At 57.1% G+C, this 25,572-nt stretch carries 25 protein-coding genes and 1 riboswitch; of the genes, 19 read left to right on the forward strand and 6 right to left on the reverse strand.

Annotation, left to right across the window (positions count from 1 at the left end; translation table 11 throughout):
- Position 1: 1 nt before the first annotated feature.
- From G556_RS0100110 to G556_RS0100175, 14 genes are all read left to right on the forward strand, one after another.
- Positions 2-1,492 (forward strand): NAD(P)(+) transhydrogenase (Re/Si-specific) subunit beta, encoded by a 1,491-nt coding sequence (locus G556_RS0100110; protein WP_028821309.1) that lies wholly within the window; start codon positions 2-4, stop codon positions 1,490-1,492.
- A 10-nt stretch (positions 1,493-1,502) separates the two neighbouring features.
- Positions 1,503-2,231: a cobalt-precorrin-6A reductase gene (locus tag G556_RS09605; RefSeq protein ID WP_036915298.1), complete on the forward strand. Its 729-nt coding sequence runs from the start codon at positions 1,503-1,505 to the stop codon at positions 2,229-2,231.
- A gap of 147 nt (positions 2,232-2,378) precedes the next feature.
- On the forward strand, positions 2,379-3,416 hold the full coding sequence (locus G556_RS0100120; protein ID WP_028821310.1) for a galactitol-1-phosphate 5-dehydrogenase: 1,038 nt from the start codon (positions 2,379-2,381) through the stop codon (positions 3,414-3,416).
- Between the two features lie 161 nt (positions 3,417-3,577).
- Positions 3,578-4,372 carry a sugar-binding transcriptional regulator gene (locus G556_RS0100125; RefSeq protein ID WP_162139736.1) on the forward strand — a complete coding sequence of 265 codons (795 nt, stop codon included), beginning with the start codon at positions 3,578-3,580 and terminating at the stop codon, positions 4,370-4,372.
- Positions 4,373-4,374: 2 nt separating this feature from the next.
- The gene (gene deoC, locus G556_RS0100130) at positions 4,375-5,016 is read left to right on the forward strand and encodes a deoxyribose-phosphate aldolase (RefSeq protein WP_028821312.1); all 642 of its coding nucleotides are present in this window, start codon (positions 4,375-4,377) and stop codon (positions 5,014-5,016) included.
- A gap of 31 nt (positions 5,017-5,047) precedes the next feature.
- The gene (locus G556_RS0100135) at positions 5,048-6,583 is read left to right on the forward strand and encodes an FGGY-family carbohydrate kinase (RefSeq protein WP_028821313.1); all 1,536 of its coding nucleotides are present in this window, start codon (positions 5,048-5,050) and stop codon (positions 6,581-6,583) included.
- Positions 6,584-6,868: 285 nt separating this feature from the next.
- A riboswitch (cobalamin riboswitch) is annotated at positions 6,869-7,048 on the forward strand.
- A 104-nt stretch (positions 7,049-7,152) separates the two neighbouring features.
- Complete coding sequence (locus G556_RS0100140; RefSeq protein WP_028821314.1) at positions 7,153-8,199, forward strand: FecCD family ABC transporter permease; 1,047 nt, start codon at positions 7,153-7,155, stop codon at positions 8,197-8,199.
- The gene (locus G556_RS0100145) at positions 8,196-9,026 is read left to right on the forward strand and encodes an ABC transporter ATP-binding protein (protein WP_028821315.1); all 831 of its coding nucleotides are present in this window, start codon (positions 8,196-8,198) and stop codon (positions 9,024-9,026) included. The genes G556_RS0100140 and G556_RS0100145 overlap by 4 nt, the downstream gene beginning before the upstream one ends.
- Positions 9,023-10,111, forward strand: a complete 1,089-nt coding sequence (locus G556_RS0100150; protein ID WP_081675453.1) for an ABC transporter substrate-binding protein — start codon at positions 9,023-9,025, stop codon at positions 10,109-10,111. The genes G556_RS0100145 and G556_RS0100150 overlap by 4 nt, the downstream gene beginning before the upstream one ends.
- Positions 10,112-10,433: 322 nt before the next feature.
- Positions 10,434-11,912, forward strand: coding sequence for an MFS transporter (locus tag G556_RS09610; RefSeq protein ID WP_036915301.1), 1,479 nt, complete (start codon positions 10,434-10,436; stop codon positions 11,910-11,912).
- 116 nt (positions 11,913-12,028) lie between these two features.
- Positions 12,029-12,874: a sugar phosphate isomerase/epimerase family protein gene (locus tag G556_RS0100160; protein ID WP_028821317.1), complete on the forward strand. Its 846-nt coding sequence runs from the start codon at positions 12,029-12,031 to the stop codon at positions 12,872-12,874.
- The gene (locus G556_RS0100165; protein ID WP_028821318.1) at positions 12,865-13,872 is read left to right on the forward strand and encodes a Gfo/Idh/MocA family protein; all 1,008 of its coding nucleotides are present in this window, start codon (positions 12,865-12,867) and stop codon (positions 13,870-13,872) included. Before G556_RS0100160 ends, G556_RS0100165 begins: the two co-directional genes overlap by 10 nt.
- A 19-nt stretch (positions 13,873-13,891) precedes the next feature.
- On the forward strand, positions 13,892-15,055 hold the full coding sequence (locus tag G556_RS0100170) for a Gfo/Idh/MocA family protein (RefSeq protein ID WP_028821319.1): 1,164 nt from the start codon (positions 13,892-13,894) through the stop codon (positions 15,053-15,055).
- A 26-nt stretch (positions 15,056-15,081) separates the two neighbouring features.
- A complete protein-coding gene (locus G556_RS0100175; RefSeq protein WP_028821320.1) occupies positions 15,082-15,930 on the forward strand; it encodes a sugar phosphate isomerase/epimerase family protein in 849 nt (282 codons plus the stop codon).
- Positions 15,931-16,623: 693 nt separating this feature from the next.
- Here the strand turns inward: G556_RS0100175 and G556_RS0100190 are convergent.
- On the reverse strand, positions 16,624-17,283 hold the full coding sequence (locus tag G556_RS0100190; RefSeq protein WP_024111591.1) for a precorrin-8X methylmutase: 660 nt from the start codon (positions 17,281-17,283) through the stop codon (positions 16,624-16,626).
- Between the two features lie 182 nt (positions 17,284-17,465).
- Between G556_RS0100190 and G556_RS0100195 the strand changes: the two genes are divergently transcribed.
- The 4 genes from G556_RS0100195 (at position 17,466) to G556_RS0100210 (ending at position 20,209) form a co-directional block, all read left to right on the forward strand.
- The gene (locus G556_RS0100195) at positions 17,466-18,146 is read left to right on the forward strand and encodes an energy-coupling factor ABC transporter permease (RefSeq protein ID WP_016456896.1); all 681 of its coding nucleotides are present in this window, start codon (positions 17,466-17,468) and stop codon (positions 18,144-18,146) included.
- Positions 18,139-18,543 (forward strand): energy-coupling factor ABC transporter substrate-binding protein, encoded by a 405-nt coding sequence (locus G556_RS0100200; protein ID WP_028821321.1) that lies wholly within the window; start codon positions 18,139-18,141, stop codon positions 18,541-18,543. Before G556_RS0100195 ends, G556_RS0100200 begins: the two co-directional genes overlap by 8 nt.
- Positions 18,544-18,546: 3 nt before the next feature.
- The gene (gene cbiQ / locus G556_RS0100205; RefSeq protein ID WP_028821322.1) at positions 18,547-19,326 is read left to right on the forward strand and encodes a cobalt ECF transporter T component CbiQ; all 780 of its coding nucleotides are present in this window, start codon (positions 18,547-18,549) and stop codon (positions 19,324-19,326) included.
- A 73-nt stretch (positions 19,327-19,399) separates the two neighbouring features.
- A complete protein-coding gene (locus tag G556_RS0100210; RefSeq protein ID WP_024111317.1) occupies positions 19,400-20,209 on the forward strand; it encodes an energy-coupling factor ABC transporter ATP-binding protein in 810 nt (269 codons plus the stop codon).
- Here G556_RS0100210 and G556_RS0100215 read toward each other — a convergent pair.
- Together G556_RS0100215 and cbiT are read right to left on the reverse strand one after the other, a co-directional pair.
- On the reverse strand, positions 20,206-21,282 hold the full coding sequence (locus tag G556_RS0100215) for a S66 family peptidase (protein WP_028821323.1): 1,077 nt from the start codon (positions 21,280-21,282) through the stop codon (positions 20,206-20,208). The genes G556_RS0100210 and G556_RS0100215 overlap by 4 nt on opposite strands.
- Entirely contained in the window at positions 21,279-21,878 is a 600-nt protein-coding gene (cbiT, locus tag G556_RS09620; RefSeq protein ID WP_051176490.1) for a precorrin-6Y C5,15-methyltransferase (decarboxylating) subunit CbiT, read from the reverse strand. The genes G556_RS0100215 and cbiT overlap by 4 nt, the downstream gene beginning before the upstream one ends.
- Positions 21,879-21,958: 80 nt before the next feature.
- Between cbiT and cobA the strand changes: the two genes are divergently transcribed.
- Positions 21,959-22,714: a uroporphyrinogen-III C-methyltransferase gene (cobA, locus tag G556_RS0100225; protein WP_028821324.1), complete on the forward strand. Its 756-nt coding sequence runs from the start codon at positions 21,959-21,961 to the stop codon at positions 22,712-22,714.
- 109 nt (positions 22,715-22,823) lie between these two features.
- On the opposite strand, the gene G556_RS09625 is transcribed toward cobA, so the two are convergent.
- The 3 genes from G556_RS09625 to cobF all read right to left on the reverse strand — a co-directional run bounded on the left by G556_RS09625 (position 22,824) and on the right by cobF (position 25,572).
- Positions 22,824-23,234, reverse strand: a complete 411-nt coding sequence (locus G556_RS09625) for a hypothetical protein (protein ID WP_036915311.1) — start codon at positions 23,232-23,234, stop codon at positions 22,824-22,826.
- Complete coding sequence (locus G556_RS09630; RefSeq protein ID WP_051176491.1) at positions 23,231-23,986, reverse strand: Rossmann-like domain-containing protein; 756 nt, start codon at positions 23,984-23,986, stop codon at positions 23,231-23,233. The genes G556_RS09625 and G556_RS09630 overlap by 4 nt, the downstream gene beginning before the upstream one ends.
- An 818-nt stretch (positions 23,987-24,804) precedes the next feature.
- Positions 24,805-25,572, reverse strand: a complete 768-nt coding sequence (gene cobF / locus G556_RS0100240) for a precorrin-6A synthase (deacetylating) (protein WP_036915313.1) — start codon at positions 25,570-25,572, stop codon at positions 24,805-24,807.

The following is a 25,572-nucleotide window of genomic DNA, read 5'->3' on the forward strand; positions in this document are numbered from 1 at the left end:
CATGTTAGCTAATTTCGTAAACGCAACATTTATTGTTTCCGGCCTGCTATTCATTTTCGCGCTGGCCGGCTTAAGCAAGTTCGAGACCTCCAAGCGCGGCAACGCGTTCGGCGTTCTCGGTATGCTTTTGGCTTGCATCGCGACGATCGTCGCTGCCGCAGCGCCCGAGCGCTGGCACAGCGAAAACTGGCACGAGACCATGCCCGCCTTCATGGGACGTCTTGGTTTAGCCCCGATCATCATGCTGCTGATCGCCGTTATCGCTGGCGCGGTCATCGGCGTCATCAAGGCAATGAAGGTCGAGATGACGGGCATGCCGCAGTTGATCGCTCAGCTGCACTCGTTCGTCGGCCTGGCCGCCGTGCTGATCGGCTTCAACGTCTTCATCGAGCACCGCGACATGCTCAACGCCGGTGTGGCAATCGATAACTTCGGCTTCCACATGGCCGAGGTTTGGATCGGCGTCTTCATCGGCGCTGTTACGTTCACAGGTTCGATCGTGGCGTGGGGCAAGCTTGCCGAGAAGCTGCCTAGCAAGCCATTGACGCTGCCGGGTCGTAATCTGATTAACCTGGCTCTGCTGGTGGGTATTATCGGCTGCGGTGTCTGGTTCCAGAACACCACTACGGGCCTGGCTTGGCTGCCGCTAATTCTGCTGACCCTCATGAGCCTGTTCCTCGGCTTCCACCTGGTAGCTGCTATCGGCGGCGCGGACATGCCGGTCGTCATCTCGATGCTGAACAGCTACTCCGGTTTCGCGGCCGCGTTCAGCGGTTTCAGCCTGGGTATTCCGGTGCTGATCGTCACCGGCGCGCTGGTTGGTGCTTCCGGTGCCATCCTCAGCTACATCATGTGCAAGGCAATGAACCGTTCGTTCGTTTCCGTCATTCTTGGTGGTTTCGGGCAGGCTGCGGCCAAGAAGGCTGACGGTGAACAGGGCGAGATCCAGGAGATCACCGTCGACGAGTTGGCCAGTCAGCTCGAGGATGCCTCCACCGTCACCATTGCTCCCGGGTACGGTATGGCGGTTGCCCAGGCACAGTACCCGGTTGCTGAACTGGCCAAGAAGCTCACCGACAAGGGCGTGGACGTGAAGTTCGCGATTCACCCCGTCGCGGGTCGCCTTCCCGGCCACATGAACGTGCTCCTCGCCGAGGCCCACGTGCCCTACGACATCGTGTTCGAGATGGACGAGGTAAACGACGACTTCGACCAGACCGACGTGGCACTGGTGATCGGCGCTAACGACACCGTCAACCCCGCAGCCATGGAGCCAGGCTCGCCGATCTCCGGCATGCCTGTGCTGAAGGTTTGGGACGCCAAGAAGGTCATTGTCTTCAAGCGTTCCATGAAGCCGGGTTACGCCGGCGTTGAGAACCCGCTGTTCTTCAACGACAACACCTACATGTTGTTCGGGGACGCGAAGGATTCGGTCAGCGCGATTAACGCCGCGCTGCCGGCCGGGGAATCGGTGAAGGCGATTACTGGCTAGTATTCGGTTCATGAAGATTCTGTTGCTGGGCGGCACCGCGGACTCACGTTCGCTTGCCGCTCAGCTTCGTTTATTGCCAGAAACCGAGGTCATCGAGTCCGTAGCCGGCCGCACGAAGGCGGCAAAGGGCGACCGCGTCGGCGGTTTCGGTGGTGCAGAGGGCCTGGCTGATTATCTGCGCGACGAGCACATTTCCGTCATCGTCGACGCCACCCACCCCTTCGCCGAGACGATGACCAAGAATGCCGCTGCCGCAGGCGCCGCAACTGGCGTGCCCGTGATTAGGTATTCGCGGCCTGGCTGGTTAGCGCGCCCAGATGCCATGGGGTGGACGTGGGTTTCGAGTCACGAGGAAGCCGCACGCGAAGCGGCGAAGATCGACGGGGTGGTGCTGCTCACCGTCGGCCGCCAGCCCGTTAAGTTCTATCACGACGTGCCGCGCGCGCTGGCCAGAGTTGCTGAGTGGCGCGGCGACCCGATCCCGGATGGCTGGCGGGTGCTCGCTAGGCGCGGCCCGTTCAGCCTCGACGACGAGCTCGAGCTGATGAAGACCGAAAATGTGCGAGCGATTGTCAGCAAGGATTCCGGCGGCGACGCCACTGCTGCCAAACTCGACGCCGCTGCCAAGCTGAACATTCCGGTGATCATGGTCGCCCGTCCGGCCCCGCCCGACGGCGTGACGGTGTGCGACAACTTCGACGAAATCCAAAAACTTATTTTGCTGGCCAAACGCGTCTAGCGGCAGGCCAAATTTTTCTATAAATCTTTTTGCACCATCGGTGCAGATTACGCATATTCGACGCGGACAACGATTCGCTGAGCCTAACGTGTTACGAACAAGCAATGAAGCTTGCAGAAACGTTTAGGAGGACAAAACGTGTCGAAAATGAACGCAGTTGTTATGCATGGTGTCGACGACATCAGGCTAGAAGAAGTCGAAGCCCCGAAGCCCGGTCCCGGTGAGGCACTACTGAAGGTCGCTGCTTGTGGCGTTTGTGGTTCAGACCTTGACCGTATGTACAAGAAGGGCCCACACAAGCTTCCGCTAATTACTGGCCACGAATTTTCCGCTGTCGTAGAGGAGGTTGGCGAAGGAGTCACTTCCGTTAAAGCAGGAGATCATGTGACCGTCCCACCGATGCTTCCGTGCTTCAAGTGTGGGCCTTGCCAGCAGGGCCACTTCTCGCTTTGTGAAGACTACGATTACTATGGCTCGCGCCGTGACGGTGCCTATGCAGATTACGTCTGTGGGCCGGCAGATCTATTGCTGAAGGTGCCTGAAGATCTGGACCTGCGAGCGGCAGCCATGGTTGATCCCGCAGCTATCGCGCTGCACGCTATTCTTCGCACGAAGCTTACTATTGGATCTCGTGTTGCTGTTTCTGGTGGTGGCGGCCCGATCGGTCTGTTTGCTATCCAATGGGCTCGTCTGATGGGTGCTTCAGAGGTAGTGTCTATCGACGTTACGAAGGAAAAGATTCCGCTAGCTCTGGAAGCAGGCGCTGACAAGGCTGTTAGCGATTGGAAGGAGCTAGGTGACATCGGCGGTGGCTATGACGTCATCATCGAAACCTCTGGAGCGCGAGTTGTGCCCGACCTGGCAGTTTCTGTCATGGCGCGCCATGGTGAAGTAGTCCTAATCGGTATCCCGAACGCAGACATCACTATTTCCGATGCAAGCTGGGCGCGCTTGATGAGACTTGAAGGCGGAATCTTAGGATCCTGGAACTCCTTCTCTGCTCCGTTCCCTGGCCACGAATGGCGAACTACGGTGCAGAAGCTTCACTCTGGAGACCTCAAGTGGGAATTCATGATTACGCACGAATTGGGACTTGATGCTGTGGCGGAAACCATCAAGAAGATGTACAACCGTGAAATTCACAGCTCCAAGGTGATCTTCATGCCCGAAAAGACTCGTAAATAATAGTTATGAAGCTTCCCAGCGAATTTCGCCGAGAGCAGGTCTTGAAGGCTGGAAGGCTTTATTTTCTTGAGCGAGAATCAACATCCCGCATTGCAGAGACGTTGGGCTGTTCAAGGTGGACAGTCCGGCGTCTACTGCAAGAAGCCTATGAAGAGGGCTACGTGTCTATAGAGATCATTGATCCTTACGCACGTGTTGAAGAGCTTGAGAAAGAATTCGCTAAGCGGTTTTCACTTACTGAAACAATAGTCGTGAGAAATCGTCTTAAGCTCGACGACACCGTAACTGCCGTAGCCAACCAGACTGCAAAGTATCTAGCTAATTTACGCCCGATGCCTCAATTAGTTGGAGTCTCATGGGGCAGAACCTTGTGGAGAGTAGCAAAGCAACTCGAAGAAGGTTGGGCCGTAGACCCTATGATCGTTCAACTAAATGGAGGGGTCGCCACCTTATCGGCCGCTCAATCGGTGCAGGAGACGATACTGGGCTTTGCGCAAAAATCAAACGGGAAAGCTAGAGGGCTGCCCAGCCCTGCAGTAGTTTCAAAACCTTCACTTGCATCAGCTCTTCGCGCTGATCCTGTGGTTGCTGATGTTCTAGGAATGGGGCGTCAAGCAGACGTAGCTATTTTTTCTCTTGGTGCGCTGAGGTTCGATTCGGTTTTAGTCGAATCAGGGTGCATTACTAAAAATGAAGTGACTCGGCTAAGAGCAAAAGGCGGAGTCGGGGATATCCTCGGTCGTTTCATTAACGGTGTCGGGGAAATAGTTAGCGAAGAACTCGAATCCAGGACGATAGGCGTCGATTTGGAGGCGCTGAAGAAAATAAAAAAATCAATTGCTGTAGCCGTTGGTGAGAATAAAGCTTCAATAACTCGTGCAGCTTTAAAGGGTGGTTTTATGACCACTTTAATCACAGACGAAAATACGGCTAAACAAGTTTTATCTGAGAGGTAATAATGTCCGGAGTACCCGCAAATTTAATTGACCACACTCTGTTGGCGCCAGAAGCCACCGCAGAAGATGTAAAAAAAATTATCGATGAGGCCGTCGAACTTGGAACTTATTCGGTATGTGTTTCGCCCAGTATGCTTCCAATTACCGTACCGGAAACGCTAAAAGTCGCTGCTGTATGTGGCTTCCCCAGCGGAGCGCATATCAGCGAGGTGAAGGCTCTTGAGGCTAAAAAAGCGGCCGAAAATGGCGCAAATGAAATCGACATGGTGATCAATGTCGGAAAAGCCAAGGAACACGATTGGGAATACGTCACTTCCGACATTAAGGCGGTGCGTGATGCTTTGCCCAACGATGTAGTTCTCAAAGTCATTATTGAATCCGCTGTATTAACAGATGAGGAAATTGTTGAAGTTTGTGAATGCGCTAAGAAAGCAAATGCGGATTTTGTAAAAACTTCTACAGGTTTCCACAAAGCCGGTGGCGCAAGCGTAGAAGCTGTGAAATTAATGCGCGAAACGGTCGGCAAAGAAATGGGTGTGAAAGCATCGGGTGGAATTAGAGATGCAGAAACAGCCGAAAAGATGATTAATGCTGGCGCCAATAGGCTCGGCCTGTCTAGCTCTCGCGCGGTTCTAGGAAAATAAACCAATTATCTATTAACAACGAGGTTAAAAAATGACTGATCAATTATTACTAGGCATAGACGTAGGAACGGGTGGAGTAAGGGTTGCTGCTGTTACCCCAGAGGGCGAAATGATCGCTACGGCTTCAGTTGCCGTAGAGACATACACACCAAGGCCGGCTTGGGCTGAACAAAACCCTCAAGACTGGTGGGGTGGCTTGAAAGGCTCGTTGGCCGAATTGCTTGAAACTGTCTCGGCTGAACAAATCTGCGGTATCGCCGTCGATGGTACTTCCGCCACTGTTGTCGCCTGCGATAAGGACGGCGAACCCTTAAGGCCTGCATTGCTTTGGATGGATGTTAGGGCAGCTGACGAGGCAGAGAGGCTAACGAATACTGGCGATCCTGCACTTAAGTACGCTGGTATGCAGACTGTCTCCGCTGAATGGGGCATCCCGAAGCTGATGTGGCTCTCCAAGAATGAGCCAGAGGTATACGAGAAGGCTGAGGTATTCGCCGACTGTATTGACTGGATGAACTTCAAGCTCACCGGAGAGTGGGCGATGTCGATTTGTACGGCTACCTGTAAGTATTTCTACGATTCCAACTGGTCGGGTTGGCCTACTAACCTTTATGCAAAGGCAGGAATCCCTGACGCGTTAAGGAAACTTCCTCCGTCTGTTTTGAAGATGGGCGAGGTAGTTGGCGAGCTTAGCTCCAAGGCAGCTAGTGAACTAGGCCTTAAAGCTGGAATACCAGTCACTATGGGCGGCATCGATGCGCACGTTGGGGCTATTGGTCTAGGCGTTGTGGATGAAGGATCTTTGGCTCTGATCACAGGATCCTCACACGTTATGCTTGGCCAGACCGATCAGGCAATCTATTCCCAGGGGATTTGGGGAGCGTACTTTGATGCGATTATCCCTGGACAGTACACGGTCGAGGCAGGCCAGATTTCTTCCGGTTCTGTGAATAACTGGTTTACGCATAAGTTCACCGTTGAGGCCCACAAGCACGGTGACGACTCTGCCAGTTTGTATAACTACCTGAATGAGTTGGCAAAAGAAATCCCTATCGGATGTGATGGTGTAATCGCGCTCGATCACTTCCAAGGCAACCGTTCGCCATTCTCTAACCCCTACTCTCGTGGCGCGTTTACAGGGTTGACTCTTTCTCACGGAGAAGGTCATTTGTATCGGGCAGTCTTAGAGTCTGTTTGTTACGGAACTAAGACAATTTTCGACACATTCCGGGAAAAAGGATTCGACCCGGTAAAGGTCGTCGTATCTGGTGGCCCGACGAAATCAAGATTCTGGATGCAAATGCATGCCGACGTGACGGGCGTTCCAATGTTGTTCCCGAAGAACACTGAGGGCCCGCTTATGGGATGTTCGATTCTTGCGTCAATAGGTGCCGGCTTGCACGATGATATTGGCAGTGCTGCAAAGGCGATGGTGACTATGGCCGATTCGATCGAGCCAAACCCTGAAGCCACAAGCGAGTACGAGTTCTACCACAAACGCTATCTAGAGATATATGAAGCTTTAGCTCCTGTTAGCCGCAAGACGGCGCAGCATATTTCTGGGTAACCATTTTATTTGCTGAAAAGACGAGGGCGCTACCGGATGATTCCTGTGGCGCCCTCGTTTCATCTTCGCAGCTGAACATTCTGGTGATAATGGTCGCCCGTCTTGCCCCGCCCTAGGGCCTGACGGTGTGTGAAACCTTTGCAGAAGTCGAAAAACTTATTTATTGAGTCAACTTTGGCTCGTCTACGAGCCAAAAATGACACAATGGCACTTTTCGTCCTAAATCCTTGGGCAAAACAATGCCAAAACATGGATTTGCTTGCCGTCCCACTACGGAAGTGTTACTTTGCTAGCAAGCGAATTGAGTATCACCTAATTAATTGGTGGCAGGGAACATCGGTGAGAATCCGAGACTGACGCGCAGCGGTGATGGAGACGATTCGGCACGAAGCCACTGGGAAACCGGGAAGGCGCCGAAATTGATGGATCCTGAGTCCGAAAACCTTTCAATTCGTTCTTGGTTAACGCCCTCGCGAAAAGGGCCAGAAACTTGGAAGGAAAATGGGTCATAACTCTTTTGGTGACCGTAAATCTTTGTTCCTGCGCACAACCTTGAATTGCGGGTAGCGATGGCGAAAAAATTTCGTAGGCTGCCGGTCGCGCCAATCGTCGTTGCTTTAGTGATAGTAGCCATAGTCAGTGCGCTCTTCTCGCTGACGCTTGGGGCAGAAAAAGTTCCCGTCGAAGACGTCTTCGAAATCGTCAAGGCACGATTAACCGGTACAGCCACAACATCGCCGTTCGACACGATCATTTGGGAACTGCGTCTACCCAGGGCTTTGCTTTCGCTGTTGGTGGGGGCGGGGCTAGCGATCGCGGGCGCGGCAATGCAGACGCTCGTCCAAAATCCGCTCGCAGACCCGTACCTGCTGGGCATCTCGTCGGGTGCTTCCGTCGGTGCCACCGCGGTAATCGTACTCGGCGTGTTCAGCAGCTTCGGTGTCTACGCTCTTTCGCTAGGCGCGATGGTGGGTGCGATCACGGCTAGCGCCGCGGTTTATTTCATCGCCCAAGCCCAAGGCGGCCTGACGCCGCTGAGGATGGTGCTCGCGGGTGTCGTGATGTCGTCGGCATTTAGCGCGCTTGCCTCCTTCATGGTCTTTCTTTCCGACGACAATCGCGCGGCTAACTCCGTGATGTTCTGGATGCTCGGTTCGGTTGCTGGCGCCACCTGGGAAAAGCTGATCGTGCCGGTCGTCGCCGTAGCGATTTCTTTGGTAGCGCTGATGCTAATTTCTTCTTGGATGGACGCCCTGATGACCGGTCCTTCAACTGCGGCAGCCCTGGGCATACGGGTTGGCGCTATGCGCAACGGCCTGTTCATCGGGTCCAGCGTGCTGATTGGTGTGCTGGTTGCTGTTGCAGGTGGTATCGGTTTCGTCGGCCTCATCATCCCGCACGCATCCAGGATGATCGTCGGCGCTCTCCATAAACGGATGTTGCCGGTGTGCGCGGCTGGTGGCGCGGTCTTCCTGCTTTGGGTTGACGTCATTTCGCGAGTCGTCGCCAGGCCTCAGGAAATGCCACTCGGCGTGGTTACTGGTGTTGTCGGAGCTCCGCTGTTCCTGTTCTTGATGGGCCGGCGCAGCTACGCGTTCGGAAGTAGGGACGCATGAGCAAGGTAGACCTGGAAAAGATCCAAGACGAAGATTATCTGAGGAGACGCTGCTTCATTAGCGTCCGTGGCGTGGCTGCCGCGGTCGGCGGTTACGTCGCCGTCAAGCACGTCAGCTTCGACGTGCCCTACGGCACGAAGCTGGCGCTGGTGGGCACGAACGGTGCTGGCAAGTCGACGCTGCTTCGTGCGCTCGCGGGCATCAACCCGGCAGTGGAGGGCATAGTCCGGATCGGCGAGCGGGACGTCACCGCGTACGCCCCGAAGACGCGCGCCCGAATTATCTCTTTCGTCGGTCAGGAGGAAAGCCCGCCGGCAGCCCTAACCCTAGGCGAGATGGTCAACCTGGGCAGGATTCCGCACCGCGCGCCCTGGTCGGTGGACGTCCACAGGGATAGGGACATCGTGGTCAGCGCGCTCGCTCAGGTGGGCCTGGATGACCGTATCGATTCTGCCTGCGATCAGCTGTCTGGCGGTGAACGTCGTAGAGCAATGATCGCGCGTGGTCTGGCGCAGGGTTCCCCGATCTTCATGCTCGACGAGCCGACTAACCACTTGGATATCGCTTGGCAGCTGAAGCTCCTGAAACTGCTGACTACCCTCGAATGCACTGTCGTCGCAGCTATCCACGACCTCGATCTAGTGCTGCGCAACTTCGACATGGTTGCAGTCATGCACGCCGGCTCGATGATCGCGTTTGGCGAGCCGAAAGACGTCATCAACACCCAACTTATGGACGAAGCTTTCAGGGTTGAGGCCATTCAGGCGCCCAACCCTGTGACGCATGAAACACATCTGCTAATTAGCAAAGGAAAGGAAGAAAAATGAAAATGCGGAAGGGACTCCCGGCGCTGGCGCTGGGCCTAACGCTGCTCGCCACCGGCTGTGGCGGAGCTAGCACCTCCGGTAGCGGCGACTCTAGCGCCGAGGCCGGCAAGCTCACCTTGGAAAACTGTGGCAAAAAGGTGGAGTACACGGTTCCGGTCACCAAGCTGATGGCTAACGACGGCAACATCATCTCCATCGCTCTGGCTGCTGGCGCCAAGGACCAGCTCACAGCGGTCACTAGCTTGCAGCGTGACGAGGGCGTCTTGAAGCTCAAGTACGGTGAGGACGTCATCAATGGCCTAAACCAGGTTTCGCCCGAGTACATGAACCTTGAGAACATCGTTGCTGCCGACCCGCAGGTGGTTTTCGCCGGCTATGGCTACGGCTTCAGTGATGAAAAGGGCACCGACCCCGATTCTCTGGCGAAGCGGGGCTACCTCACCTACACGCTCAGCGAGGCTTGCCGCACTGGTGAAGGCAGCAAGCGTGGCACCATGAGCCCGTGGGAAGCTCTGGATGCTGATATTCGCAATATCGGTGCGATGACCGGCAACAAGGCCAAGGCCGACAAGGTTGCCGACGAGATCACCAAGCGTCGCGAAGAGATCGAGAAGCTGCCGCAGCCGGACAAGAAGCCGACTGCTTTCCTCTTCGACTCCGCTTCCGACACCGTTTTCTCTAGCGGCAAGTTCGGCGCCCCGCAGGCAATGATGGATTCTGCGGGCATTAAGAACGTCCTTGAAGACGTCGATGACACCTGGACGAAGGTCAGCTGGGAGCGTCTAGCTTCCGCTGATCCTGACATCATCTTCTTCGTCGACTACCCGCCGCAGACCATCGAGGAAAAGATTCAGGCTCTCGAATCCAACCCGGCCTCCAAGAACCTGAAGGCGGTGAAGGAGAAGCGCTACGTCAACCTGCCGTACGCAATGTGGTGCTCTGGGCCGCTAAACGTGGAGGGCGCGGAGTACATTCGCATGGCGATGGAGCACTTCGGCCTGGCTCCCAAGACCGACATCAAGTCGGACCTGGACCTGACCAAGCTAGATTCGCTGGCCGGGAACGAGTGGCTGAAGCAAAAGTAAGCACATCTTGATTAACGCGCCCCACATTGTGGGGCGCGTTTTATTTTTCAAAAATGCTATCTAGTTGAGCATGAACCGCGCTAAAAACCGACGATTTGGGATTGGGAAAGAAAGAACCGGCAACAAAGAGATTAACGATCTGTAATTGGGTATTTTTCTAGCATTAATCGGAAGAGCGCCGTAAATATGTGCCGAGTGATTGTGTTTACAAACATTGCTGAAAGCTGTTTCAGGATTTGGGTAAATCGTTACAACTTCGGATTAAAGCCAGACAAAATTCGAATAAAAAAATCGCCATTTTCTGTTTGCAAGGGAACAAACAATGACACAAACGTCCCATCCGACCTTAAACAATAAGCGGCCATTCTCGCTTAGAGACTGCTTCGGCTACATGTTCGGTGACTTCGGAAACGACTTCACCTTCATCTTGCAGTCCTCGTTCTTCATGATTTTCTACACCAACGTGGTGGGTATCAATCCGGCGCACGTCGGCTTCCTGCTGCTTGGCGCCCGAATCCTCGACGCCTTCACCGACGTCGGTATGGGAATCATTGTAGACCGTCTGCCGGTGAAGAAACCCGGCTACAAGTTCAAGCGCTGGATTCTATACATGGCGGTTCCGGTGACGATCGCTTCGGCGCTGATGTATATGTCTTTCGTCGGCAATTGGGATAGCTACACGGCGAAGCTCTTGTGGATGTGCGTGACCTACTTCTTGTGGGGCTCGATCTGCTACACGGCCATCAATATTCCCTACGGCTCGATGGCTTCGGTCATCTCTCCTGACCCAGACGACCGCTCGAAACTATCCGTGTTCCGTTCCACCGGCGGCCAGCTCGCCTCGCTCGTGATTCAGGCGGTTCTGCCGGTTGTCGTCTACACCAAAACCGCGGAGAGTATCTCGGTTATGGTCGGCGAGAAGATGATGCTGGCGGCTATCGTCTGCTCCATCCTCGGTGTGGTCTGCTATGCACTCTGCTTCATCAACGTTGAAGAGCGTGTCGTATCCGAGCAGAAGGCTAAGGACGAGGGTGGCCAGGGCGTCGGCCAGATGCTTGCTTCCCTGACCCACAACCGTGGGCTGTTGACGCTGGTTTTGGCGGCACTCCTGTTGCTGGTCTCCATGATGTTCCTGATGGGCATCGTCGGCTATATCTGCCTGGCGTACTTCAATGACGGTCAACTGCAGTCGCCCGCGTCGATCCTGGCTATCGTTCCTGCCTTCACACTGATCGTTCTAGCCCCGATTCTCGGTAAGAAATTCGGCAAGGCCGAGGTCTGCTCGATTGCCATGCTCATCGGTGGCGGCACGCTGCTGACGGCATATTTCCTGAAGATCGATGTCGGCAACCCTTGGCTGTGGATCACGCTCTACGCCGTCGCGATGTTCTGCATCAACGTGTTCAACTACCTGGTTTGGGCCTTCATCACCGACGTGATCGACTTGCAGGATGTGCAGACAGGCTCCCGCGACGATGGCACCGTTTACGCCGTCTACTCTTGGGCGCGAAAACTCGGTCAGGCCCTCGCAGGATGGTTGCTCGGAATGGCGCTTAGCTGGGTTGGTTTCGATGCCGTCGCGGCGAAGGACGGCATCGCGCAGAGTCAGGAAGCCCTGGACGGCATCTACGCCTTGGCGAATGTTCTGCCCGGCATTGGCTGCGTTCTGGTTGCGGTAGTTCTGCTGTTCCTGTACCCGCTGAAGAAGAAGCGCGTGACGAAGAACGTGGAGATCCTCGAGGCTCGTCGTCGAGGTGAGAGGCACGTGGATGACCCGGTGGCCCGCGCAACGAACAACTAAAACACAGAATAGATAATTAACATGAAAAGTGCCCGCTAGTTTTCACATGAATTGGTGGGCACTGTCTATCGAAAATCATTTTTCTAAAGTTTAGAAGATGATCAGAGGAGATGAGTATGGCCTTCACGTTAACCGGTTTCGCAGATGAAATCGCTCACGATCTTGGTGAACAAATTGAGCTGTTAAACAAGCTCGATATCAAACACGTGGAATTTAGAAGCGCATGGGGAACAAAGGTTCTTGACCTTGACGATGAGGAATTAAAAAAAGCCAAGAAAATGCTTGACGAAAATGGCATCAAGCTCTCTTCAGTCGGCTCCGATATCGGCAAAATCAAGATCACCGACCCATTCGAAGATCACCTAAAGCGTGCTGCACATTCGGTCGAGGTTGCAAAGTTTTTCGGCGCGCCCTACATCCGCATGTTCTCGTTCTTCATGCCCGAGGGCGAAGACCCGGATAGTTACCGCGATGAGGTGCTTTCGCGAACTCGCGAGATGGTAAAGCTCGCCGAGGCCGGCGGCGTAACCATGCTGCATGAAAACGAGAAAGACATTTATGGTGACATTCCGCGTCGGGTCATCGACCTGATCACCAGCATAGATTCGCCCAACTACCGCGCAATCTTCGACCCAGCCAACTACGTGCAGTGTCACGTAAAGCCGTTCGACGAGGCCTTCGAACAAGTTCGCCCCTACACCGACTATATCCACTGCAAAGACGCCAAGGCCGACACAATGAAGCTCGGTGTCGAAGAGGTCGTACCCTGCGGGGAGGGTGACGGCCAAGTGTGCGAAGTCGTTGCCGCGCTGAACGAGGACGGCTACAACGGTTTCTTCTCCATCGAGCCGCACCTCGGCCAGTTCGACGCGTTCGGTGGCTTGTGCGGCCCCGAGCTGTGGACGAAGGCATACGAAGCCCTGACCGGCATCTTTAAGGAGCAGGGAATCGAATGGAACTAAGAGCCGCACTAATCGGTTGCGGCGACGTCTCCACAATCCATTTCGAGGCGTTCGACGCCATCGACTACATCAAACTGGTGGCCGTGTGCGACACCGACCCTAATCGGCTTGCTGCGGCCGTCGAAAGGACTGGCGCCAAAGGCTATTCGAGCGTCGAGGAGTTGCTTTCTGACAAGCAAAACTTCGACGTGGTTCACGTTACGACCCCGCACTTCGACCACGCCGACACGGTGGTTGCCTGCCTAGAAGCGGGCGTGAACGTCATCATGGAAAAGCCGCTCGCCCACACGCTCGCCGACGGCCAGCGCATCATCGACGCGGCTGACAATTCCAGCGCGAAGATTGGCGTCTGCTTGCAAAACCGCTATAACGTTTCTAGTCAGCAGATGCGCCGGGTGCTCGACGAGGGTCTTCTGGGCGACATCACAGGCGGGTTCGCGCAGGTGGTCTGGACCCGCTCGCTGGCCTACTACGAGCGCAGGTTATGGCGTGGCACCTGGCAGGGGTCTGGTGGTGGCGTCCTCATCAATCAGGCGCTGCACACTCTCGACTTGCTGCAGTGGTTCCTGGGACCCGTCACCAAGCTGAGGGGGCGCGCCCAGACCCTGAAATTTGCCGACGTCATCGAGGTGGAGGACACCGCGAGCGCGTTCTTGACGCACGAAAGCGGCGTGCAGAGCTCGTTCTACGCCACTCTGACCCCGCCAATTGATCATCCCGTCGAGATCGAGATCATCGGTACGAAAGGCCGTGCGGTCATTCGGGACGGGCTGACCGTCTACGGCGACGACGGTTCTTTGACCACGTGTCCAGAACGCAAAGCACCCAGCAGCGGGCGGGCGTATTGGGGAGTTTCCCACGAAGTCTTCATCAGAGACTTCTACGAAAGCCTGGACGACCCGGAACCATTCTGGATTGGCCCACGCGAGGCAATGGAATCACTGCGGATTCTCAAAGAAATCTATGCGCAATCGCCAGAGATGGCCGCGCACAACTAAAAGCGAACAAGGAGAAAATATGGCTGAAAAGGTTCGCCTAGGAATCATCGGCGTTGGAGCCGAAGGCGGAATGTACGCGCAGTTCATCGACGACGGTCGCGTCCCCAACATGGAGATCGCTGGCATCTGCGATGTCGACGAGTCGAAGAAGACACTCGCTGACAAGTACGGCGTGCCCTTCTACACCGACTATAAAGAAATGGTGGATTCGGGCGAGGTCGATGCGGTCGTCACCACGGTTCCGCATTACCTGCACCCGGAGATGGGCATCTACGCGCTCTACCATGGCGTGCACGCGCTGCTGGAGAAGCCGCTGGGCGTCTACACCAAGCAGGCCAGAGAGGTCATCGACTTCGCCAAAACCAAGCCCGATTTGGTGTTCGGCGTGTTCTTCAATCAGCGCACCAATCAGCTCTACAAGGACATCAAGGCCATCCTTGATTCTGGTGAGCTCGGCGCGCTGCGTCACACCTCGTGGCTGATCACAAACTGGTGGCGTCCGCAGGGTTACTACAACCAATCCGAGTGGCGGGCTACCTGGGGTGGCGAGGGCGGCGGCGTCCTTGTCAATCAGGCTCCCCATCAGCTTGATCTGTGGCAGTGGATCTGCGGCATCCCGAAGAGCGTCTTCGCGAAGTGTCAGTACGGTTTCAAGCGCGACATTGCGGTTGAGGACGAGGTCAACGCGCTCGTCGATTTCGGCAACGGCGCAACCGGCACGTTCATCACCTGCACCCACGACATGTTCGGCACCGACCGCCTGGAGATCCTCTGCGACAAGGGCCGCATCCTCGTCGAGGACTCTCACAAACTCACCATCACCCGCCTGGCCGAGCCCGAGCAGGAGTGGAGCAAGAGCCTCGGCATGGAGGAGGTAGGCAAGCTGTTCAAGGGCGAGCTGGACGTCTCCGAGGTGCAGACGGTCGAGGAGCGCGACTACGGCTCGGTTTGGGGCGAGCAGCACTGCGACGTCATGAAGAACTTCGCAGACGCAGTTCTCAACGGTGCCGAGCTTTTGGCGCCAGGCTCTGACGGCATCAACGGCGTGCGCCTGGCCAACGCGATTCACCTGTCCTCTTGGACCGGCAAGGAAGTGGACATGGTCAACTTCGACGAGGAGGCCTATCTGGCCGAGCTGAACAAGCGCATCGAGCAAGAGGGCAAGTTCGATACCCGCTCCTAGAGCGGCTGGAGCTAGGAGGTTAGGAAATGGCTGTACTTGGCGTTCAAATGATGATGCTCAAGGACGAGGTTGCCGAAAAGGGCATGTTCGCCGTCCTGCAGAAGATTGCCGAGATGGATCTGCACGCCGTCGAGGTTTCGCAGATCCCGATGGACGAGAAGAACACTGCAGATCTGGAGCGCGGCATCAAGGAGCTAGGCGTTCAGGTCGGTGCCTTATCGGTCGGCTTGAAGGCGGGCCCAACCACCACCGGCGATGCGCTGGATCCGGATTACGACAAGATCGTCGCCGACTGCCGTCGCCTGGGTTGCCGCTACCTGCGCATAGGCATGATGCCGTTCACCGCGATGGTTTCCAAGGAGGCCTGCGAGGCTTGGGCCGCGGAGGTGGAGCCGTGGGCGAAAAAGCTCAAGGAAGACGGCATCACGCTGTGCTATCACAACCACCACGTCGATCTGGTTAAGTTCGACGGCGAACGCATCTTCGACATCGTGCGACGCGTCGCACCGAGCCTGGAGTTCGAGGTGGATTTGCACTGGGTGCACCGCGGTGGCATGGCTCCGCTGGACATGCTCAAGGAGTATTCGGGCGTGTGCAGGCTGATCCACGTCAAGGACTACCGCGTGGTGCCGTTGCCGCAGGAGGCTGTCGACCTGATGAGTAATGGCGATATCGAGCGCGGTTTTGAGATGTTCCTGAATATCGTGCAGTTTGCTGAGGTTGGCCAGGGCAACATGAACTGGCCGGAGCTGCTGCCGGCTGCCGAGAAGGCAGGGGCTGACTTCCTGTTCATCGAGCAAGACATGCTCTATGGACGTGACGTCTACGACTGCCTGAGGGATTCCCGCGAATACCTGAAGTCGATCGGCTACTAAACAACAAAGATGCGTCCCTCGGGGCGCATCTTTGTTGTTTAGCTGAGCCAAGATCGCTGGAGCGGCAGGCCGATGAAGAGATACGCTCTATTAACGCCCAGGCTATACCTCTCATTGATATAGCTACGCATCCTAGAAAAATTAACGCCGACGTCTTTTATCAGCGAGTGAAGGATTTAAGGGTTGAGATCGGTGGTTCGTTCGAAACCGAAGAAATCGATCAGCTGAAGAGGGCCGGGCGGTCATGATAGTCGTCGATACGAATATTCTTGCCTACCTATTTCTTCCGGGCGAGTTTAGTGAGTCGGCAGGGAATTTGTTGCTGGAAGATAGCGAGTGGGCAGCTCCCGTGCTGTGGAAGAGCGAGTTCAGGAACATTCTTGTGGGTTAGTTCCGTAAAGGGCTTTTGTCTTCTGCACAATCTCGGCGGGTGCAGAAAATGGCGGAAGAATTGCTCCACGAAAATGAATTTTGGTTCCCAGCGACGATGTTCTTGAGTTGGCTGAGAGCAGTACGTGCAGCGCTTACGACTGCGAATTTGTTGCAGTGGCAAAAAGTTTAGGTGTTCGTTTGGTGACGATGAATAAACAAATACTTAGAGAATTCCCGAAGGTGGCTAGTCCGTTATTGGCGTAATTTAAATTATCGGGTGCGTGAAACCGTCGTCTGCTCGGTTTCACGCACCCGATAAATTTAGCGCTTGACCTGGTTGGTGCGCTCGTCGGTGGAGGCGATCGCGTTCACCGCGGAAACCGCCATCGCGGATCCGCCCCTGCGTCCACTAACCACCAGGTATTCCAGACCGTACGGGTTGTCGACCAGCGCCTGCTTGGACTCAGCGGCACCTACGAAACCAACCGGAATTCCGATGACGCCCGCAGGTTTCACACCGGTGTCCCGGACGATCTCCAACAGACGGAACAGTGCGGTGGGGGCGTTGCCGATGGCGACGACCGCACCCTCCAGGCGTTCGGCCCAAAGATCGACGGCGGCCGCCGTCTTGGTAGTGCCCAGCTTCTTCGCCAGTTCGGGCAGGCGGGGATCCTTGAGGTAGCAGATCACCTCGTTGTTCTTGGGCAGGCGCGAGCGGATGATGCCGGTTGCGGTCATGGTTGAGTCACAGAATATTGGTGCACCGCTCCAAAGGGCGTCTCTGCATGCCTGGACGACACCGGGCGTGAAATCGATGAGCTCGGGCAGGTTGGTGTCGGCGGCGGCGTGGATCATTCGCACGGCGACGTTGGCCACATCTTTTGGAAAACGGCTCAAATCCGCCTCCTCGCGAATAATTGAGAACGATTTCTCATAAATCTCTGCGCCGTCAATTATGTATTCGTATTTGGTGGTTTCCATTGGGTACTCCTGTCCAAAAGAATTCTCTTGGTATAGGCTTTCATATGTTGTAAGGCACGAGGAAGCCGGGTAATTCCGGCACGGTCGCGCCACTGTGTACGAAGGTTCGCCTTCGAGAGTCAGATACTCGCCCTTGCAGCACCTATTGTAAATGGGACGCGATATCTCATGAAGGAGAGATTATGCATATCGCCGAAGGATTTTTACCGGCGAGTCACTGCGTAGCCTGGTATGTGGCTGCTGCACCATTCGTTATTTACGGGGCGAGGGCCTGCATTAAGGAAGCCCGCAAGTCCACCACCAACAAGCTTCTGCTGGCAGTTGCTGGCGCTTTCACTTTCGTGTTGAGCGCGATCAAACTGCCGTCGGTGACGGGCTCTAGCTCGCACCCGACGGGCACCGGCGTTGGCGCGGTGCTGTTCCGCCCGCCGGTCATGGCGTTCTTGGGTGCGGTCGTTCTGCTGTTCCAGGCTCTGCTCCTGGCGCACGGCGGCATCACGACGCTTGGCGCTAACACATTCAGCATGGCTATCGCCGGCCCGTGGATTGGCTACGCCTTCTACAAGCTTCTTCGTCCGCTGGGCACCTCGGTTGGCATCTTCGCCGCCATGGTGATGGCAGACTTCTCCACGTACTGCGTCACTTCGATTCAGCTGGCCATCGCCCATCCGGACCCGGTCTCCGGTTTCGGTGGCGCACTGACCAAGTTCCTGGCGACGTTTGCCGTCACCCAGATTCCGCTCGCACTAGCAGAGGGCTTCATCGGCGTTCTGCTGTTCCGCTTCCTGGTTAACGTCGCACGCCCGGAGTTGGAAAAGCGTGGTCTGATCAAGCCGCAGGTTAAGGAGGCAGCAAATGTCTAAGAAGTCGAAGAACATTTGGATCAACCTTGGCCTGATTGCCGCAGTCATCGTTATTTTCGTTATCTCATTCTCGGTCGCCCCGAAGGAAGGTTCCGAGGAGGGCGAGGCCTTCGGTGGCACCGACTCCGTCGTAACCGAGCAGATCGAGGAATCGGGCTACGAGCCCTGGTTCTCCCCGATCTTCGAGCCGGGTTCCGGCGAGATCGAGTCTGGTCTGTTTGCTCTGCAGGCCGCTCTCGGTGCTGGCATTGCCGGTTTCGCGCTGGGTAACCTGCGCGGCCGTAAGAAGGCCGCCGAGGAGCTGACCCTCGCGTCAGCCACGAAGGGTGCTGCTACTAACGGCGGCGCCAGGGGACTGCTCACCCCAGGCGCTGACACTGCGAGTTCCGAAGAGTAGCAAATGATAGCCCTTGACGACGCTGCCTGGGCTGCTCCCTGGCGCGGAGTCTCGGTCGGTCAGAAAGTTCTGCTCAGCTTAGGGCTCGTGGCCACCGCACTGACCGCACCCGTCTGGCCGACCACAATTATCGTGGCTATTTCAGCGGTAACGCTGGCGCTGGGGTTCGCAAAAATACCTCCCCGTACCCTGGCGCTGGCGTTCACCGCACCATTCGCTTTCATCCTGATCGGTTCGATCTCCGTCGGAATCCAGTTGGGCTCTTCGCCCGATAATGCGATCTGGCATTGGTGGATTTTGTCGATCAGTCATGAATCTATTGCAGCCGGGCTGACGGTTTTCGCCCGCTCGGTTTCCGCCACGTTGAGCGTCCTGCTGCTTGCGACGACCACACCGATGGTCGATCTTCTTGCTTGGTTCAGAAAACTTGGCTTGCCAGCCGTGCTTGTAGAAGTTGCGTCCCTAACCTACAGGCTGCTTTTTGTGCTGCTCGACTCGTTTCTGACTTTGCATCAGGCGCAGGCCGCTCGGCTTGGCGATGCACCCATGGGTAAGGGTGCACGTAGGCGTCAGATCCAAAACTATTCCACGCTCGTCGGCTCGCTTATGACGCGGTCCTGGAGCAGGGCCGAACGTCTCTCGGAGGGCCTCGAGGCGCGCGGTATTGATGGCGATCTAGTGACGCTCGTTCATCAGCCTCCGCTTTCTAAGAAATGGGTGTTCGGCACCCTCGGTTTGATTGCCGGAATCTGGCTGGTGGCGATATGTTTTACGCTGGTTTGATCTCCTGGATTGGTCTGACTCGTCATGCTGCGGGCGCCATTCCAGGCGATTGATCTGCTCTAGGAGAAGTAACGTGTTAGCGGCAGAGAATTTGATCGCTTCATACCTGAACGGACGTCGCGTTTTGGACGAGGCGAACGTTCACTTCGAGTCCGGCTGCCGGGTCGCGCTGCTCGGCGCCAACGGCTGCGGAAAGACGACCCTGATGCGTTGCCTGACCGGCGCTCACAAGCCAGATTCTGGCGCGGTCAAGCTCGACGGTCAGGTGTTGAAGTACGGCAAGAACGCGCTGCGCGACCACCGTCGCAAGGTGCAGATGGTGCTTCAAGACCCGGACGATCAACTTTTCTCTGCGGACGTCACCCAGGACATCGCTTTCGGCCCCCTCAACCTCGGGCTAAGCGAGGATGAGGCGCTGGCCAGGGTGAACGAGGTGGTTGAGGAGCTCGGCATCGAGCACCTTGCCAAGCGTCCCACGCATCAGCTCAGCTACGGCGAGCGAAAGCGCGTCACTATTGCGGGCGCAGTGGCGATGCGCCCGGACGTCCTGCTTTTGGACGAGCCAACCGCGGGTCTAGACCGTGTGGGTATCGAGCAGATCCGCGACCTGTTGAGCAGGCTGCACGCCCTCGGCACGTCCATTGTTCTGGCTACACATGAGGTGGATTTTGCGCTTGCCTGGGCCGACGAGGCAGCAATCGTTTGTGAAGGCAAGATCCATCAGGGGCCGATCGTCGACATGCTCTCCGATCACGAATTGCTAAACCGCGCGCATCTGCTGCAGCCCTGGCAACTTCAACTATCTCGCCGTCTAGAGCTTGGCAGCAGGCCAGTCGACATGGACGAGATGGTCGCTGCGCTAGAAGCCTGGCGACGTAGCTAGTCGTAGCTAGCGAACAATTTTTCTGAAGCGCGGTCCAAGCGCATCTTTCCGCCGTACGGCACGATCCACTGCGGACGGGTATGCCCGAAGGGTGGGCCGACGCAGACCACGGCCTGCGGGCCGTACTTTTCCATGACGCCGTGGCTGATGTCGCGAATGGAGCGGCGGTATGCCGCCTGATCTTCCTCGCTGGGGTTGAAGGTGAAGCTCGTCGCGGGGAAACGGGAAACCACCAGGCCGGCGATCCGGGACAGCAATCCGCGTTCGCCAAGCGCCCTCATGAAGTCGGCGTATGCGATGGGTTCGATGATGTCTTCCGAACCCTCCAAAATCAGGATCTTGCCGTCTAGCAGGTCAAAATTCGTGAAGCGCCCGGCCCAGATGATCTCTTGAATAACCTGGACGCAACCGCCCCAAGTCTGCGCCGCAACGGTTTTGGTGGGACCGGACCAAGTCCACGGCTCCGCAGGCCTGCGCACGCCCGTTTCGGTCAACGAGCGCCCTTCCTTCCAGTCGAATCCGTAGTCTTCGCTAAGCGGGGGATTGGTGAGTTCTAGCTCGCTGCCGTCGCGCACGGCCGCGAGTAGGCTAGCCGCGTGCACATCGTCGATGGCTGGGCCGGCGCCGATATGCACCTGGGTCGAGCCGCCGTAAAAGCTGCAAACGCCCAGATTCCACAACAGGTTGTGCAGGTGGGTGTTGTCGGAATAACCGATGAAGGGTTTCGGGCTGGACGCGATCAGGCTTTGGTCTACGTGAGGTATCACCGTGATCTGGTCGCTGCCGCCGATGGTTGCCATGACCGCACCGATCTCGGGGTCGGCGAATGCGTCGTTCAGGTCGCGGGCTCGATCTTGCGGCGACGACCCGATGACTCGGGTAGTCGGGTATTCCTTAACCTCCAAGCCCGTCAGCTCGACCAGGCGATGCATGGCTTGTTCGTGGACCTCGGGGCCGTAGCCGGGGGCCGCAAAAGACGGCGAAACCACCGCGATCTTCTGGCCGGGCTGGGCCTTCGGTGCCGGTTTCGGTAGTCCCTTTGCGCGCGGAGCCGCAGCTGTGTAGTCGATCACTTCTGCACTGCCCACTGCGTCACAGGACGATACGGCACGAAGCCCCTAAACGAACCCAGCGGGTTGGAGATTTCGACGCTGATGCGCGACAGCTGGCCGCCGTGGGCCTTGTTCATGTTGGCGAGCACAACCTCGGTTTCGACGGTGACGGCGTGCACAACGAGACGCCCGCCCTGTGCAAGCGCATTCCAGCAGCCTTCGACCACCTTCTGGCTGGCGCCGCCGCCGATGAAGATGGCGTCCGGAGCTGGCAGCGTTTCAATGACCTCGTCAGCCGGGCCCTCCACGACCTCGAAGTGGCCGGGAGCCAAGCGTTCGCCGTTGCGCCTTGCCCTGGCGGCCCGCTCGGGCTTCTGCTCGACGCCGATAGCGCGGGCATCCTTGGCCGCACGGCACCACTCGATAGCCATGGCTCCGGAGCCCGTGCCGACGTCCCACATCAACTTGCCGGACGCAGGACGCAGGAACGCGAACGCGGTGGCGCGCTGGTGCCGTTTGGTGATCAGGCCGTCGTGCTCGAACGCCTCATCGGGCAAGCCGGGGACGATGCCCAAGGCATCTATCTCTTCGATCGAAAGCTGCGGTTCGTGAATCACAAAAAACAGGATACTTCAAAGTTCATAATTGCAAGCTATTCGGCAATAATGGAGGCTCAAGGTTTTTAAGGAGAGAACTAATGTCGAGTGCCATTGAACCCGCTGTTATCGAACCCGGCACCGTAGTGCTAGTTGGGGGCGGCCCCGGCGACCCAGAGCTGATCACCGTCGCTGGCATGCGCGCGCTGCTGGGTGCCGACGTGATCCTCTACGACAGGCTCGCGCCCACTTCTCTGCTGGATGGCCTCGACGCCGAATGCGTCAACGTTGGCAAGATTCCGCGCGGCGCCCACACCCCGCAGGAAACCACCAATCAGATGCTCATCGACTACGCCCGCGACGGCAAGCGCGTCGTGAGGTTCAAGGGTGGCGACTCGTTCGTGTTCGGACGCGGCGGCGAGGAGGCTATTGCGCTCGCCGAGGCCGGTGTGCCGGTTAAGGTCATTCCGGGCGTCACCTCGTCCGTGGCGGCCCCCGAGCTGGCGGGCATCCCCGTCACGCACCGCGGGCTTTCGCAGGGCGTCACCATCGTTGCCGGCCACGTGCGTCCCGACGACGAGCGCTGCACGGTCAACTGGGAGTCGCTGGCCAAAACCAACACCACTATCGTCATTTTGATGGGCGTCAAGTACCTGCCGAACATCGTCAAAAAGTTGTTGGACAGCGGCCTGGCTCCGGATACCCCCGCCGCCGTGGTTTCGTCGGCCGCCACCGATAAGCAGCACACGCTGCGCGCCCGCGTCGACGAGATCGTAAACGTGGCAACCCGTGAGGCCGTCACCCCGCCGTCCATCACCATCATTGGTGCCGTGGCTGGGCTGGATCTGAAGATCTAGCGATACCGGGCACGAAATGGTTCGATGTCGAACCATTTGGTTCCGGATAACCGAAAACGAATTAACGGGAACGGAAAAGCTCGACTACGGACTTTTCCGTTCCCGCTGTTTATTCCTTCGGCGAGAGCTCGTGGGGCCTGTGCAGCATGGCGGACTCCACCTCGATCGCCAGATAGCCAGGCTGGGCATCGACGTGCACCGTCTCCGGGCGGTGCGGCCCCGCAATCTGCCAATCTTCGGCGGGCTGCGGGTCTTCGATCATCGTGGCCAGGCCGTCAATCAGCAGCGTGTAGCCGCGCGGATTGTACGGCGAAAACACCAGCGTCACACGGCGGTCTGCGTCCAAAACCTTGGCCGCATTCCTGGCCATCGAGGCCGGCACGATCACCCGGTCGCCGTCCATCCGTGCGACGACGGTGTGCACCCTGACGTAATCCGTCAGCTTCGCGGGGATCAGCGTGCCAATGCCGTACTTGGCCAGCTGATAGCCCAACTCTTCAACCGGAACCCGAATCGTCATTTCTTTCTCCTCAAATTGATCATCGTGGCCTCGCCGAATCTTTTGGCCGCGCCGACCCCACGCATCGAAAGCTGCGTGCTTTTCGGATCCGTCGAGACGAATCCGCTCAGCCCGAAAACCCCGTGGCCGAACAAACAGCTCGCCAGCGGAGTAGACGGACCCACGAACACGAACTTGGCATTCCTGCCTAACTCGAGCAGCCTGGTCGCCGTCCTATTGGCGAAAGTGCTGCCCGTAGCGAACACGTAATCCGCCTCCGGCAGCAGGTATTCGCACGCCGAATCGGGGTAATCGCCACGCCTAGGCTGACGCTCGATGACCGCCAACTCGCAGTTATCCAGGCGCTCCTCGATGCCGGGGAAGCGCCCGATTACCGCCACCTTCTTGCCAGCCAATTCCGGGCGGTACAGCTCGAAAGAATCGACGTCGGCCACCGTCTCCACCCGAGAACCCACAGCTATTTCTTGACTCTGGGCTGGGCTGTTGTAGAACGCGTTAATCGCTGCCATCCCGAACGCGGCCTCGCGGCTATGCCAGCTCTTCACCAGCTCTGCCGCCTCACCGAGAGGCATCCCGACGAGGTCGGACTTCTCGCAGACCCCAGGCCTGGTGGGGCGGTCTTGCGTCATCGCAAGACCAATACTCGACTCTGTTCTCACATACGTCCAGCTAGGCCCGACCGAATATTCCCGGACCGTTTCGTCCGTAGCGATTCCTGCGATCAACTCGTCGTAAAGGTACCAGCGGTTCACGAGACCAACCTATCCCACCTGAAGCTCATGTTCGACGGTTACAGAATTCGGGTCTTTACGTCGCCCGCGTTGCTCTCGGTGACTAGCTTGATTGCTTAGGGTCGGCTGCTGGCCTGGGTTGGGTTGTCGAGCCGTTCGCCGTGTCTTCGCGACGAATACGTTGCATTCGTCTGGCTCTCGCCCCGCCTCCAATGCTCGCCAACACAGCTCCACCAGCCTCGCTTATTAAGTGGTCGCGGCATTGTTGCGCCAGATTTGGCTCGTAGACGAGCCTTTTTTGACGCAATAATTCGGATGACCACCTAAAGGCATGAGGTTGTGGGAGTTCGGGTCTTTGAAGGAACATAAAGGCGTGGCGGGAGCGAAGCGATCTATCGCGAAAGCGATAGAAGCGCAGCGGAGACACGTAGCCAGTGACGCAAAGACCCGAATCCCACAACCGCCGAGAAGCTACCAGACCAACCACCGCGTCACACCGGGTTTGGGTAGCCATCAGGAACCATCCAGGTAAACCATCACGTCACCAGAAACAGCAGGGACGGAAAAGTCCGTACTCGAGCTTTTATGCACCCGCTAAATCTTCTCAAGTTAGCGGGAACCAAAAGATCCGACTACGAGCTTTTCTGTTCTCTCTAATGCGTCGGAAATTAAAAGGAACCAAAAGGTCCGAGTACGAATTTTTTGGTTCCCGCTATTTTTCGACGGCGTAAGGGGTAGCCAGGCCAGCCATTAAACTACGGTACCCAGCCAGGCCGGTTACCGCGAAACTAAAAAACCGGGACCAGATTTACAGGTCCCGGTTGATTGAAAACTTGCGGCTATCGACGTCGAAGAAGGTAGGTGTCGAACATCCAGCCTTTGCGTTCGGCGGCGGCTTTGCGGGTGGCGAGGATCTCGTCGCGCACGGTCGCCAGGTCGCCGGAGATCAGGATCTGGTCGGGCGTGCCGAGGTAGGCGGCCCAATAAATGTCGAAACCTTCGGGGTCGATCAGGCTGAACGTCTGTTTGCCGTCGAGCATTACTACGACGTCGTTGATGTAATCGGGGATGCCCTTGGCAAGAGGGCGAGCAGGGGAGATCGAAACCGACTTGCCCTGTCTGTTCAGCGGAATCTGGAACGCGGCCGCCAACGCCAGGACGCAACTGATGCCGGGAATGACGTTCAGCTCGAAGTCATCATCGGAGGCCGCGATCATGCGCTTGACGATGGCCAGCGTCGACTCGTAGAGGCTCGGGTCGCCCCACACCAGGAAGCCGCCAACCTGACCGTCGGGGAGGTTCTCGTCGACGGCCTTCGACCAGCTTTCCAAGCGCTGCGCTCGCCAATTGGCCACGGCCTTTTTGTAGTCGGGCGTGGTCTGCCATGGGCGCGGTGGGTCTTGTAGCTCAACCAGTTTGATCGGCGTCGTCCGGTGCTCGGCAAGGATGTGCTTGCGGATGTCCACCAGCTCGTCCAGATTGTTCTCCTTGATGACGACGAAGAGCACGTCCAGCTCCTCGATGGCCTTCACGGCTGCCTGCGTCACCCAGTCCGGGTCGCCGGAGCCGATGCCGATCAAACTGATTTTCTTCACTACCGCTCCAAT

It is taken from the genome of Propionimicrobium lymphophilum DSM 4903 (assembly GCF_000423485.1).
In the GTDB taxonomy this organism is placed as follows: Bacteria; Actinomycetota; Actinomycetes; order Propionibacteriales; family Propionibacteriaceae; genus Propionimicrobium; species Propionimicrobium lymphophilum.

Coding starts and splice junctions, on each gene's coding strand:
- G556_RS09625 (WP_036915311.1), bottom strand. CDS start 23,234: ATGACGATTCGGGTTCCGGTTGAAGAGTTGGGCTATCAGCTGGCCAAG.
- G556_RS0100160 (WP_028821317.1), top strand. CDS start 12,029: ATGGCCTTCACGTTAACCGGTTTCGCAGATGAAATCGCTCACGATCTT.
- G556_RS0100150 (WP_081675453.1), top strand. CDS start 9,023: ATGAAAATGCGGAAGGGACTCCCGGCGCTGGCGCTGGGCCTAACGCTG.
- G556_RS0100165 (WP_028821318.1), top strand. CDS start 12,865: ATGGAACTAAGAGCCGCACTAATCGGTTGCGGCGACGTCTCCACAATC.
- G556_RS0100190 (WP_024111591.1), bottom strand. CDS start 17,283: ATGGAAACCACCAAATACGAATACATAATTGACGGCGCAGAGATTTAT.
- G556_RS0100195 (WP_016456896.1), top strand. CDS start 17,466: ATGCATATCGCCGAAGGATTTTTACCGGCGAGTCACTGCGTAGCCTGG.
- G556_RS0100135 (WP_028821313.1), top strand. CDS start 5,048: ATGACTGATCAATTATTACTAGGCATAGACGTAGGAACGGGTGGAGTA.
- cobA (WP_028821324.1), top strand. CDS start 21,959: ATGTCGAGTGCCATTGAACCCGCTGTTATCGAACCCGGCACCGTAGTG.
- cbiQ (WP_028821322.1), top strand. CDS start 18,547: ATGATAGCCCTTGACGACGCTGCCTGGGCTGCTCCCTGGCGCGGAGTC.
- G556_RS0100170 (WP_028821319.1), top strand. CDS start 13,892: ATGGCTGAAAAGGTTCGCCTAGGAATCATCGGCGTTGGAGCCGAAGGC.
- deoC (WP_028821312.1), top strand. CDS start 4,375: ATGTCCGGAGTACCCGCAAATTTAATTGACCACACTCTGTTGGCGCCA.
- G556_RS0100110 (WP_028821309.1), top strand. CDS start 2: ATGTTAGCTAATTTCGTAAACGCAACATTTATTGTTTCCGGCCTGCTA.
- G556_RS0100200 (WP_028821321.1), top strand. CDS start 18,139: ATGTCTAAGAAGTCGAAGAACATTTGGATCAACCTTGGCCTGATTGCC.
- G556_RS09605 (WP_036915298.1), top strand. CDS start 1,503: ATGAAGATTCTGTTGCTGGGCGGCACCGCGGACTCACGTTCGCTTGCC.
- G556_RS0100145 (WP_028821315.1), top strand. CDS start 8,196: ATGAGCAAGGTAGACCTGGAAAAGATCCAAGACGAAGATTATCTGAGG.
- G556_RS09610 (WP_036915301.1), top strand. CDS start 10,434: ATGACACAAACGTCCCATCCGACCTTAAACAATAAGCGGCCATTCTCG.
- G556_RS0100120 (WP_028821310.1), top strand. CDS start 2,379: ATGAACGCAGTTGTTATGCATGGTGTCGACGACATCAGGCTAGAAGAA.
- G556_RS0100140 (WP_028821314.1), top strand. CDS start 7,153: ATGGCGAAAAAATTTCGTAGGCTGCCGGTCGCGCCAATCGTCGTTGCT.
- G556_RS0100175 (WP_028821320.1), top strand. CDS start 15,082: ATGGCTGTACTTGGCGTTCAAATGATGATGCTCAAGGACGAGGTTGCC.